Annotated in this window: 10 protein-coding genes; 4 read left to right on the top strand and 6 right to left on the bottom strand. The window is 66.2% G+C overall.

The window, feature by feature from the left end; translation table 11 throughout:
• Window positions 1-5: 5 nt before the first annotated feature.
• The gene (locus GKC30_RS08360; protein ID WP_155933968.1) at window positions 6-770 is read right to left on the bottom strand and encodes a substrate-binding periplasmic protein; all 765 of its coding nucleotides are present in this window, start codon (window positions 768-770) and stop codon (window positions 6-8) included.
• Window positions 771-940: 170 nt separating this feature from the next.
• On the opposite strand from GKC30_RS08360, the gene GKC30_RS08355 reads away from it, so the two are divergent.
• The 4 genes from GKC30_RS08355 to GKC30_RS08340 all read left to right on the top strand — a co-directional run bounded on the left by GKC30_RS08355 (window position 941) and on the right by GKC30_RS08340 (window position 7,868).
• Window positions 941-4,240 (top strand): response regulator, encoded by a 3,300-nt coding sequence (locus tag GKC30_RS08355; RefSeq protein ID WP_196772842.1) that lies wholly within the window; start codon window positions 941-943, stop codon window positions 4,238-4,240.
• 228 nt (window positions 4,241-4,468) lie between these two features.
• Complete coding sequence (locus GKC30_RS08350) at window positions 4,469-5,449, top strand: HD-GYP domain-containing protein (protein WP_155933964.1); 981 nt, start codon at window positions 4,469-4,471, stop codon at window positions 5,447-5,449.
• A gap of 112 nt (window positions 5,450-5,561) precedes the next feature.
• Entirely contained in the window at window positions 5,562-6,620 is a 1,059-nt protein-coding gene (locus GKC30_RS08345; RefSeq protein WP_155933962.1) for a GGDEF domain-containing protein, read from the top strand.
• Window positions 6,621-6,674: 54 nt separating this feature from the next.
• Window positions 6,675-7,868 (top strand): hypothetical protein, encoded by a 1,194-nt coding sequence (locus GKC30_RS08340; RefSeq protein WP_155933960.1) that lies wholly within the window; start codon window positions 6,675-6,677, stop codon window positions 7,866-7,868.
• A gap of 26 nt (window positions 7,869-7,894) precedes the next feature.
• On the opposite strand, the gene GKC30_RS08335 is transcribed toward GKC30_RS08340, so the two are convergent.
• The 5 genes from GKC30_RS08335 to GKC30_RS08315 all read right to left on the bottom strand — a co-directional run bounded on the left by GKC30_RS08335 (window position 7,895) and on the right by GKC30_RS08315 (window position 12,039).
• Window positions 7,895-8,068 (bottom strand): hypothetical protein, encoded by a 174-nt coding sequence (locus GKC30_RS08335; protein WP_155933958.1) that lies wholly within the window; start codon window positions 8,066-8,068, stop codon window positions 7,895-7,897.
• A 192-nt stretch (window positions 8,069-8,260) separates the two neighbouring features.
• On the bottom strand, window positions 8,261-9,301 hold the full coding sequence (locus tag GKC30_RS08330) for an HD-GYP domain-containing protein (protein ID WP_155933956.1): 1,041 nt from the start codon (window positions 9,299-9,301) through the stop codon (window positions 8,261-8,263).
• 74 nt (window positions 9,302-9,375) lie between these two features.
• A complete protein-coding gene (locus GKC30_RS08325; protein ID WP_231117090.1) occupies window positions 9,376-9,645 on the bottom strand; it encodes a competence protein ComEC in 270 nt (89 codons plus the stop codon).
• Window positions 9,630-11,054, bottom strand: a complete 1,425-nt coding sequence (locus GKC30_RS08320; RefSeq protein WP_155933954.1) for a DNA integrity scanning protein DisA nucleotide-binding domain protein — start codon at window positions 11,052-11,054, stop codon at window positions 9,630-9,632. The genes GKC30_RS08325 and GKC30_RS08320 overlap by 16 nt, the downstream gene beginning before the upstream one ends.
• 115 nt (window positions 11,055-11,169) lie before the next feature.
• Window positions 11,170-12,039 carry a KdsC family phosphatase gene (locus tag GKC30_RS08315; RefSeq protein ID WP_231117089.1) on the bottom strand — a complete coding sequence of 290 codons (870 nt, stop codon included), beginning with the start codon at window positions 12,037-12,039 and terminating at the stop codon, window positions 11,170-11,172.
• Window positions 12,040-12,110 lie beyond the last annotated feature (71 nt).

The raw sequence follows: 12,110 nt of genomic DNA, 5'->3' as shown, positions 1-12,110 counted from the left end.
CCCCGCTAGAAGCGCAGCAGATAGCGGTGGGCGATGCTCCTGTAGGTGCCGTCCCGGCGCATCTGATCCATGGCCCGCTCAAGCCGCTGGGCCATTTCTTCCCTTTCCGGCAGGGCGGCAGCCAGGGACAGGACCGCATAGGCGGGCTTCTGGGAAACGAGCTTTCGCGGCAGATAGACGATGGAGCTGGTCATGCCCATGTCCTTGAGCCGGGCGTAGGTAACGTCGATGTTGCCCGCGTAGGCGTCCACGTCTCCGGCAATGAGCGCGGCCAGGGCGGCGGCCTGGTCAGGATAGTCGCGCACGGTCACGACGCCCGCGCCCACCGCAGCGTCGAACTCGTCGCCCAGGGACATGCCCCCGACCCGGGCCACGGTCCTATCCGCCAGGTCGTCGAAGGAGCGGAAGGAAAAACGGCCGCCCACCATGGTGAAAAGCACGAAGTCGCTGGTGTGGATGGGCACAGCGTCCAGAAACCGGACGTACCGGCTGCGCCCCTCTCCCCGGAACAGGGCGAACCCCCCGGCGCATTCGCCGGTCTCGAGCATGCGTACCACCTCGTCCCATGGACGCAGCTTGATGGCGATCTCAATGCCCGCCCGCCGGGCGGCCTCGGCCAGCACCTCCACGTCTATGCCTGCCGGGCGGCCCTCGGTGAGCATGGAATAGGGGGCAAAATCAACATCGCCCACAAAGACGAGGGGCTGGGCGTGGGCGGTGGCGGCGAGCAGAACGACGGCGATAACCAGGGAGGCAAGGAGCGTTCGCATGGGGTGTCTCCAAAAAAATAATGTGAAGGGCGCCCCCCTCTGTACCGCAAACCCAGACCGGACACAATGTCCGGGCCGCATCGGCCCGAAGCCGTCTTATGCGGCTTCGGCTTCATCTTTTTCCGGCAATGCCGTATAGGATGAAAGAGAAGCACCTCAAGGAGAAACGCGTGAAGCCCAAGCGCATCCTGATCATAGAGGACTGTCCCGAATTCGGACGGCTGATGGCCCGGCACCTGGAAGGCCGGGGGTTCCACGTCCATCTTGCGGAGAGCGGGCGGTCCGGGCTGGAAGCCTTTGCGGCCGAACGCTTTGCGGCCGCCCTCATCGACCTCAACCTGCCCGACATGGACGGCCTTGCCGTGTTGGCCGACATGGCCGACCGCACCGATGCCGCACCGCTCATCGTGGTCTCCGGGGCGAGCGGCATCGAGACTGCGGTGAGGGCCGTGCGCCGGGGCGCGTGGGATTTCGTGGTCAAGGACGGGGACGTGCTGGCCGAGCTGGATCAGGCGCTGTTCAAGGGGCTGGAACGCGCCGCCTATCTGGCGGCCCAACGCGCCCGGCTCGATCTTGAGATCGCCGACCACCAGCGCACCCAGCAGGCCCTGGGCAACCAGCTCGCCTTTCTCCAGACCATCATCGACGCCGTGCCCAACCAGATTTTCTACAAGGACGCCGAGGGCCGCTACATGGGCTGCAACAAGGCGTGGGAGGAGTTCGCGGGCATGACCTGCGAGCAGGTGCTTGGCCGCCGCATAGAGGAATTCGCCCCGCCCGAGGAAAGCCCCACCTTCATCCAGAAGGATCGCGAGCTGCTCGCCTCGGGCGGCCTCCAGGAATTCGAGCAGACCACCCGGGTCGGCGGCGTGGAACGCGACATCCTCATCCGCAAGGCGGTCTTCTGCAACCAGGATGGCTCTCCGGGCGGCATTGTCGGCGTGTTCACGGACATCTCCCGGCAAAAGGAGGTCTCCAGGCGGTTGCAGCGAAGCGAGCAGCGCCTGCGCACCATCATCGAGACCTCGCCCCTGCCCATCATCGTGGTGGACATCTCCCGAGGCCAGACCCTGTTCTGCAATACACGGGGAGCCGAGCTTTTCGGCGTGGACCGCATCGCGGCACAGGGCATGCCCACCCGGGGGTTCTACGCCGAGGAAACCGTGCGGCAGGAGCTTTTCGGACGCATCCAGCGCGAAGGGCGGCTCGACAACGTCGAGGTGCAGATGGTCCGCGCCGACGGCGGTCGCTTCTGGACCCAGGTGTCGGCCGTGCTCATGGACCTCGACGGCCGACCGGCGGCCTTCATCGCCTTCTGGGACGTGACCGCCCGCAAGGACCTGGAGGAATCGCTGCGCAAGTTCCAATTCATAGCCAGCGCCTCCCAGGACATGATGACCCTGATCAACAGGCGCTTCGTCTTCGAGGCGGCCAACGAGGCATACCTGGACCATCACGGCAAGCCCGAGGGCGGAATCATCGGCCATCCCGTAGCCGAACTATGGGGCACCGAGGTCTTTGAGCGAGCCATCCGGCCCAGGCTCGAGGAGTGCTTCACGGGCAAAAGCGTCATCTATCGCGAGTGGTTCTCCTTTCCGGTTTCGGGACGCCGGTTTTACGAGGTGACCATGTACCCATACTGGGGCGAGGGCCACGATGTGACCCACGTGGCCACCGTGACCCGCGACATCACCACCCGCCAATACAACGAGACCGTGGCCACCATGCTCTACCGCATCTCGGCCGCTGTCAGCACCACCTCGGACCTGGAGGAGCTCTACCAGCGCATCCACGCCATTCTTGACGACAACATCGAGGCAGCCAACTTCTTCATCGCACTGCTCGACAAGGACCGCACCCGGCTTGAATTTCCCTACATCGAGGATGAAAAGGACGATCTCAAGGGCAAGAGCATCGACCTCGCCGAAGGGCTCTCGTGCAGCTTCACCGCAGAGGTGGTCCGCACCGGCAGACCGCTGCTGGTGACAAGCCGGGAGCTGGCCTTCGTCGATGTACCCGGACCGGGCGACCCCGGTCTGCATCCCGTGGACAGGGTGGTGCGCGCCGACTTCCTGGCGGCCCGCGGATGCGGCGTCAACGGCACGGTGGGAACTCCTTCGGCCGTGTGGCTTGGCGTGCCGCTGAAGATCAAGGGCGAGGTGGTGGGCGTCATGGCCGTTCAGTCATACTCCGACCCCTACCGCTACACCGCCCGCGACGTGAACTTGCTCACCTCGGTCTCCGAACAGGTGGCCCTGGCCATCGAACGCAAGGCCAACGAGCGCGATCTGCTCAGGGCCAAGGAGCTGGCAGAGGCCGCCAGCCGCTCCAAGAGCGAATTTCTGGCCAACATGAGCCACGAGATCCGTACGCCCCTCAACGGGGTGCTCGGCATGCTCCAGCTCGCCCAGACCACGGACCTCGACGAGGTCCAGCGCGACTACGTGGACACGGCCCTGGCCTCGGGCCGCAGCCTGCTGGCCATCATCAACGACATCCTCGACTTCTCCAAGATCGAGGCAGGCAAGCTGGAGGTGATCACCGAGGAGTTCGATCTCTCCCCGCTGCTTGACGACGTGTTGACCACATTCAGGGGCGAGGCCAGGGACAAGGGGCTGGCCCTGGACCTCAAGCTCTGGCCCGGCATCCCGGAGCACCTGACCGGCGGCAAGAGCCGTCTGCGCCAGATCCTTTTCAACCTGGTGGGCAACGCCATCAAGTTCACGGACCAGGGAGCGGTGACCATCAAGGTCAACCCCCTGGGGCCGGACCCGAGAAACAACCGGACCCGTTTGCTCTTCAGCATCACCGACACCGGCATAGGCATACCGGACGACAAGGTGGGCCACATTTTCGAGCCCTTCACCCAGGTGGACGGCTCCTACGTCCGCCGCCACCAGGGGGCCGGGCTCGGCCTTGGCATCGTCAAGCGGCTGGTGGGCCTGTTGGGAGGGGCCATGTGCATCGAGAGCGAGCAAGATCGCGGGACCACCGTGCATGTGGCCATCGGGTTCGATGCCGCGTCCGGCGTGATCGTCCCGGAGTCGGCAGCCGACATGACGCCCCGCGGCCCGCGGCCCGGCCGCACCGGCCTGCGCCTGCTCGTGGTGGAAGACAACCGCGTCAACCAGCTCATGGCGGCCCGAATGCTGACCTCCATGGGGCATGAGGCCGCCACCGCCAACAACGGCGAGGAGGCCCTGGCCCTTCTTGAACGCGAATCCTTTGACGCGGTCTTCATGGACATCCAGATGCCCGGCATGAACGGGGTTCAGGCCACCCGCCGCATCCGCGAGGCCGGGCCGGGCTCGACAATGAACCCGGCCATCCCCATCATCGCCATCACGGCCCACGCCATGGCGGGCGACCGGGAAATCTTCCTTGAGGGCGGCATGGACGACTACATCGCCAAGCCCGTGGAACGCAACGAACTGGAGGCTGTCCTGGCCAGGCTCTTCCCGGCGGAATGAACACTCGCGCCCTGCCCGGCCTCATGCCCAACCACGAACACGGGCGCATCCACCCCGCTGGACGAGCCTGCCCGGACAGCCCGCTGGGCTGAATCAATGCCCCGCGCCGCCAACGGCCGGGCCGTCACATCGTCCTTTGCGCATCCGACCCGGACCCGGAAGCGCCCTCTAGAATTTCTTGAGAATTTTCGCTGGCGTTTCCCTGGCTCCTGGGATATTTTCCCGCCAATGGGACTGAACACCCGCGCCGCCCGGCCGGTATCCTACTTCCCCGTCTCCCCGGTGATGCTCTTCCCGGAGGCGCTGGGGGATTTTTCCGTCTACCTCTGGCAGGGAGGGGACTTTGTCCTCTACACCGCCTCGGGCCAGAAATTCACTCCCCGCCACCGCAAGGTGCTCCACGACAACGGAGTGCGCGAGGTCTATGTCCAAAGCTCGGAAAAACCACAGTACGAGCTTTACATCGAGCGCAATCTGGGCAGCATCCTCATGGACGAAACCCTGCCCGTCGAGGTCCGCTCCCAGGTCTTCTACGAGGCGTCCAACGTGGTCATGCAGGACATCTTCGACCACAAGCTGCCAGGCGGCGTCCGGGCCAGACACTTCGACCGCGTCACCGACATCGTGCGCAGCTCCATCCGTTTTCTGGCCTCTGACAAGTCCCTGGCCGCCGTGGCGCCCTTCATCTCCCACGATTACAAGACGTACACCCACTGCATGCACGTGTTCATCTACTCGGTGGCCGTGTTCCAGGCCACGGGAATGAGCGACGCCGACACCTTCGAGTGCGGCCTGGGCGCCCTGCTGCACGACATCGGCAAGGCCAGGGTTCCCCGCCGCATCCTGAACAAGCGCGGCGCCCTGACCCAGACCGAGCGCGAGGTGATCAAGGAACACCCGGTGCACGGGGTCTCCATGTGCTCCCACCTGCCCATGACCCAGAACACCATCAACTGCATCCTCTTTCATCATGAAAAACTCGACGGCACAGGCTATCCGGCCGGGCTCAGGCAAGAACACATCCCCCTGCCCGTTCGCATCATCTCCATGGCCGACATCTACGACGCCCTGACCACGGCCCGCCCCTACGCCGACGCCATGCCCCCCTACGAGGCCCTGACCCTCATCCGCCAGCAGATGCGCGACAGCGTGGACATGGATGTCTTTCGGCGCTTCGTGGCCGTCTTGAGCGGGGCGGACATGCTTTAGGCCGGGGCCGGCCGCCTTTTCCCTTTGCCTTGCGGCGACATCTGCCCTATGCTTCGGGCATGGCTGAAAAACTCCGGACCCAAGCCCCTCGCCTGTCACCCCAGGAGGCCGCATGACCCTCAAGAGGCGGTGCACGACCATGGCCGAGCTTGAGGAAGTGCTCTCCCATTTCGGCATCAAAGACCCGGACTGGGTGGCCGTGGTCCTGTTCGTGCGCAATCTGCTGCCCAGACTGTCCATCTACTCCGACGAAAAAAAGGCCGAGATTCAGCGCGAAGTGCTGGCCGGGCTGGCCCGGGGGGACTTCTCCCAGGAACACCTCGACGAGATGGTGGCCATGCTCGACATGTACGTCATGCAGACCATCGGCGCCCTGGAGCTTGAGGAGGCGCTGGCCCAGGAAAAGCGCTCGGCCACCGAGCTGGTCAATGAGATGAACTCCATCATCAACTCCATGCAGGGCCACGGCGAACGGCAGAACCGCAGGCTCGACGCCTTCAGGGAAAACACGGTGGGAGTCATCCAGTCGAGCAAGGACCGGGCGCATATCGTAGCCAGGGTGCGCGGCCTGTTTCAGGAGCTGATCGTGGAATTTCGCGAGGAGGCCCGCGAGCTGGCCGAACGCGCCCGAATGCTGGAGCACACGGCCAACTTCGATCCCCTGCTCACCGAGCTGCACAACCGCCGCGCCCTGGACGCCCACGTCCAGGCTGCAGTGCTTGCCCATGCCAGGGGCCAGTCCGGCCCGGTCTCGCTGATGCTGATCGACGTGGACCACTTCAAACGGGTCAATGACACCCATGGCCATCAGGCAGGCGACGACGTGCTCCACGCCCTGGCCCGGATCATCACGAACCACGCCGTTCAGTACCAGGGATTCGCCGCACGCTACGGCGGCGAGGAGCTGGTGGTGGCCGTGCGCAACATGGACCTGGACAAGGCCGTGGTCAAGGCCGAGGCCATCCGCATGAACGTGGCGCGATACGACTTCCGCATCCGCAGCGATGGCCGCCTGTCCGAAACCCCGCTCCAGTTCACGGTCTCCATCGGCGTGGCCCAGTCTCTGCCGGGCTGGGACGCGGGCCGCCTCATCAATGCGGCAGACTCAGCCATGTATCAGGCAAAAGCCATGGGCCGGAACCGGGTCTGCGCCTACCGCGAACCACGATAGTCGGAAGGTTTCCGGAAAGAGACGAATCAGCAACCAGCTGTCATTGTATAAAAAATGACTTTCCGATCTCACAAACAACGGCTGCGGCTGCTGACCGCGTGGCTGGTCCTGGCGCTTCTGGTCCCGAGCGGGCCCGCAGCGGGCCGGGAAGCGCCCCTGGCCGACATCCCGACCAAGGGGAGCGGCAGGCCCACGGCGGTCCTGCTCCACGGCGTGGATGCGCCCGATGGGCGCACCCGCGAACTGGGCAGTGCCCTGGCCCTGGGGCTGGGCGATCCAGACTCCGTGATGGCCGTGATCCTCGGCTCCCCCGAACGCGGAGACGACCACTTTCACGCCCGCTTTGAGGCGCTGCGCACGGCCTGGGGCGACGACTCGCCCGTGGCCGTGGTGGCCGACGGCGAATCCGCCTTTGCCTTTGTGCGCAAGTACCGCGAGGACCTGTTCGCCCAAGCGTCTGTCTTTTATTGCGGCATGTCTGCGCCTGCCCCGGAATATCTGCTCCAATGCGGCGACTGCACCGGCTTGGCCGAGGCTGAGGATGTAGCCGCCACAGTGGAGCTTCTCTTCAGGCTGCGGCCCCGGACCCGCCTGGTGGTGGGCATCGCGGACGGCTCGGCGGAAGCGGCGCAACGGATGCTGGCAGCCAAAGCGGCCATGACAGAGGCCCAAACGGTTGACGCATACGAAACGGCCCGCGCCGGAATGATCTTTCCCGGCCACGAACCGGGCGATGATCAGGGGCTGACCCTGGCCGGGCTGCGGGGGGCTGCCCACGGGGTTCCCGCCTCCGGCGGTGCGGTGCTGTTTCTCGGCTTTGCCAGCGACGCCCAGGGCGAGCCCGTGGACGAGGCCGAGGCAGTGGCCATGTTCGCCGCCCGTAGCGCCGGGCCGGTCTTTGGCCTGACCGAGCGCCACCTGGGCGCGGGGGTGGCCTGCGTCGTGACCGTTCCTGCCCGCGACCTGGGACACGCCCTGGCCGGGCTCATACTCCGCGCCCAGGCCGGTGAGCCGGTACGCGAGATGCTCCCCGAGCCGCTCTCGCCACGGCCCGTGATCGACATGGCCACCCTGGCCCGTTTCGGCGTCCAGGCCGCCAATCTGCCGCAAAACGCCCTGGTGCTCAACGAAGTGGACCGGCCAGACGAGACGGCCGAGGCCCTGCCCGTCGGGCTGGGCATGGCCACCCTGGCTGTGGCCGGTCTGGCCGGACTCTACCTGCTCCTCAGGCGGCTGGCCTCCCGCTGACCCCCCTTTCGTTGCCCAGCCCGGGGTTACCGCCCCGCAATGTCGTACAGGCAGACCGCCTGCACCGCCACCATGAGCGCCACCGAGGCAGATGCCACAAGGACCATCCGGCGGGTCTCGCGCCCGACCCTGTCGTTGATTTCCGCCATCTGCCGCGTCACGTATTCATGGGTGTACTTTCCGTGCCTGAACCAGAGCATGGGTCCCTCCCGCTTCTATCGGCCCGCCACGATGCCGGGCCATTTTCGCGCACACTACCCGGCCCCGCGCCCATGACGCGACCACCCCTGTGACACTCATTCGACGCGCCGGTCGATTTTTGGCGACAGGATGATGACAATGCCTCCTGCAGCGCCGGTTCGCGCCTGTGGGGCCAATGTCCGGGGTCCGGTTCAGGACGGCTCAAGGGTGGAGGGAACGGTCTGGAGAAAGCGCACCAGGGCGCGGCAGACGGTCTGATCGTAGTGCCGTTCGTTGCCGACCAGTTCGGCGGCGGCATGGATGGGCTCGAGCCCCTGGCGCATGGCCCTGCCCGTGACCATGGCGCTGTAGGAGTCGGCCACGGCCGCGATACGGCCCAGGTGTCCGATGGCGCCGCCCGACAGGCCGCCGGGATAGCCGGTGCCGTTGAGCCTTTCGTGATGCTGGCTGACCGGCTCGCGGATTTCGGGCCGGGTCAGGTTGAGGCGCGAGAGGATGTCGAGCCCGAGCCTGGGATGTTCGCGCATGGCCCGCTGCTCCCTCGGAGTGAGCTGGTTGGGCCGGGCGATCATCATGGGCGAAACCCGGACCATGCCTATGTCGTAGACAAAAAAACCCAGGGCCACGGTTTCGAGCACCTCAAGGAGAATCTCGCCCCGGTGCAGATGCAGGTACACGGCCAGAGCCATGAGCGACCCGTTGATGCGGCGGCGCTCCGGGGCCAGATCCCGGTGCAGGTGGTGGGCAACCACGCTCATGCGGCGACTGTCCTCCACGAGATGGACACAGAGGTCGGAGAGGGCCCGTGTCAGGCTCTCCAGCTCGCGGGACATGGGGTTGCCAAAGAACTCGTCCTGCCTGCGCGTCAGCTCGCCGACAAAGACCAGGGCCTTTTCGTCCCAGGTCAGGTTGGGGTCTTCCAGGGCGGTGTCGAGGTGGCAGGCCACACAGGCCGCGTACTGCGCTATCTGGTTGCGCGAAAAAAAGAGGGCACCCTGCTCGCTCATGGCCAGCACGCGCTCGCGCAGCCGCCGGTCCACCTCGCATCCGGCCCGGTAGACCGGCCTCAGGGTCTGAATGTCCTCACGCCAGCGGTACAGGTCCACGGGGTAGCGGTCCGGCGGAAAGCAGGCCAGGATATGGGGGTCTATCTGGTTGTATTCCTCGACGTTGGGGCCTTCGTCCGTCTCGGGCCTGCGGCCGATGCCGAGGATGTCGCGCTGTATCGCCATGCCAAACCTTGAGGGGTTGCAACTTCGGGAACCATTCCCATATCCGCCAATGACGGTTTCGTCGAGCCCCGTCTTCAGCCCTGAACCGCCAGCACTGCCGCAACACCCCACAGCGCAATGCTGGCTGCGGCCGCGACCGGGATCATCCACCAGCGCAACCGCACGGTCCGGCCGCGCAGCCGGAAGGTGGCGCAGCAGGTGAACAGGCTGGCGACCATCTGGACCAGCAGGCCCGAGACGGCCAGGGCGGGCAGCGCCGCAATCCAGAACACCGGGTCCGAGAACCAGGCCTCGGCCGCGGGCACCAAGGAGGTCGCGCCCTGCGCCGTCAATTCATGATCCATTCCACCAGCAGGGGCGGTCGGGCCATGGCCCCGGGCTGGCGAAACCGGCAGGCCGTGGTCAGCTCCATACCGCCCTTGATGATGGACACGGGCCGATCCGACGACACCACGACCACAAGGAGGTCCTCATGCTCGGCAGTGAAGCGCAGGGCCGAGTTGTAGCGGGCTCCGCGGGCCCGGTTCTCGCCCGGCACGGCGCGGCCGTCCATGAGGCAGGCGAAACCGTGCAGCTTCAGGTCGCGCCCAAGGTGGAGCGCCCCGTCGAGCTTGGCCAGGGAGCAGGCCAGCTTGAGCTGCCCGCTGTCCCGCAGGTCAAGCGGCCGCTCCAGGTGCTGGCCGGACATGTGCAGCCGCTCCATGCCGGTATCGATGACCAGGGTGCAGCCGTGCTTGCGGTCGCGGACCCGGTTGACCATGAGCTGGGCGATCTGCATCAGGGTGTGCTGGTCCTCCATGGGCATGTCGGTCTCCAGCAGGAGTTCTTCCAGGTGGACCAGGTTGGCCCGCATGTTGGAGGATCGGAACCCGCCGTCCTGGAAGCTGCATACCATCTCGTCGCGCAGCCACAGGAAGCCGTGTGTGCCGCAGAACTGGGCGGAAAGGTATGCTCCGGGCAGGGAGCCGATGGCGATGCCGAGCAGCCGGATGCCGTCGGAAACCAGCACGCGGCCCGAGTCCTCCACGGCCTGAAGGAGCTTGCGCACATGCTTGCGATCCCCCAGCAGGGGCTGCTCATGGGCCGGGAAACGGCAGATGAAGCGCACCTGCGCGAGCTGGTTCGGCTCCACCACCACCAGCCGCCCCCTGGGACGCGCCCCCTCCTCCTGGGTGCCGGAAACGCCGAGCACCGCATCGAGAAAGGGATAGATACGCACATGGGTATCGAGCCAGCCCATGCGGCTGCGCTCGTCCACAATGTGGTCCCTCACGGCATGGGTGGCGCAGTGCTGGAGCACGAACCCGGTGGTTTCAAGGCTCATGACATCTCGGATGGCGAAATTCTGGGCCATGAGCCCTGCCGCGTACTCGAGCCAGCGCTGGGTGGGGCCCACCGAGCACATGCCCGGATGCTCGTCCGTGAACCACATCTGATAGTGAATGGGGGTCGAGCGCGCCCCCAGGGCGATGGTCCCGGCCAGGGCGAGTCCCGCCTCTGCCGGCTCGATCGTCTCCAGGTGGCGGCCCGGTACGCCAGCACCCCGCCATGCGTTGGAGTAGATGTAATAATCCCGAAGCTTTGGCTCGTGTCCATCCAGCAGACCCTGGGGATCGCAGATGCGCGGCGGCGAGTCCGGGCCCACGGCGTAGATCAGGGCGGCCCGGCTCGGCGGAGAGAAATGGGACAATCCATGGCACAGCCCGTCCATGAGGTGGGAGATGCAAATGCTCTCGAACGACGCGGTTTCCATGCCGTCTCCAGGTCGGTCAGCGCACCGGGAATCCGATGCGTCTCTTAAGTGATTAGGCTGAAACCGGCAAGAATGTCCAGCGCTGGACAAGACATAGGCATGTCGCTCCCGGAATTCAGGCCCTGGAGGCGGCGAGCAGATCGGCAAGCTCCCGGATCACGCCACGTCCGCCCCGGGCCAGGGTGACGTACCCGGCCAGGGCGGCCGCCGCCGGATGGGCGTCGGCCGGGGCAACGCAAAACCCGGCCAGGGCCATGGCCCCGGCATCATTGACATCATTGCCGACAAAAAGGATCTCGGCCAGGGAGACGCCGCGCCGCTGGGCCAGAGCCGTCAGGGCAGCCGCCTTATCGGCCACACCGCCCTCGGCCGCAAGCCCGATCTTGTCGGCCCTGGCCATGACCACCGGATTAGTCTCGGTGCTCAAGATGCACTGGTCCACCCCAAGACGGCGGATGATTCCCACGCCCAGTCCATCGCTGCGGTTGGCGGCCACGCTCTCGCGGCCGTCCTGGTCCACGAACACGCGGTTGTCGGTCATGACCCCGTCAAAATCATAGACCACCAGCCTGACCCGTTCGAGGCCCGGCAGCCCGCGCGCCTCAAGCAGAATCAGCTCGCCGTCCGGCCCGCGATACAGCGGCGCACCCCCGACCCCTGTGCCGGGCGTCCCGTCGCTCCCGGCCGGGGACGCGGACCGGATGGCCCTGTCCGCCGCCGCAACGTCAGCCACCATCAGCCGCAGCACCAGCCCGCGGGCCGGTCCGTCCTCGGGATGCGCCAGCCCCCGGCCGACCGCCGGGATCAGGCGCAGGGACTGGCCAAAGGCCCCCAGGAGCAAGGTTCCCGGCCCGGCAGCCCCACCCGGCTCGGGCGTGGCAACAAAGCCCAGTCCGCCGTAAAAGGCGATGGACATTTCCGGATCGGCTGCCAGCAGTCCCACTTGGCCAGACAGGGTTCGTGAAATCAGCGAGTTCGTCGTCATTCCTGGCTCCTTGCCGTTCTTCGCTCCCGTGACCGGGCAAAACCGCCCCTCCCCGACAGGCAACCCAAGGC

It is taken from the genome of Pseudodesulfovibrio alkaliphilus (assembly GCF_009729555.1).
GTDB lineage: Bacteria > Desulfobacterota > Desulfovibrionia > Desulfovibrionales > Desulfovibrionaceae > Pseudodesulfovibrio > Pseudodesulfovibrio alkaliphilus.
This window is presented reverse-complemented; position numbering and strand designations above follow the sequence as displayed.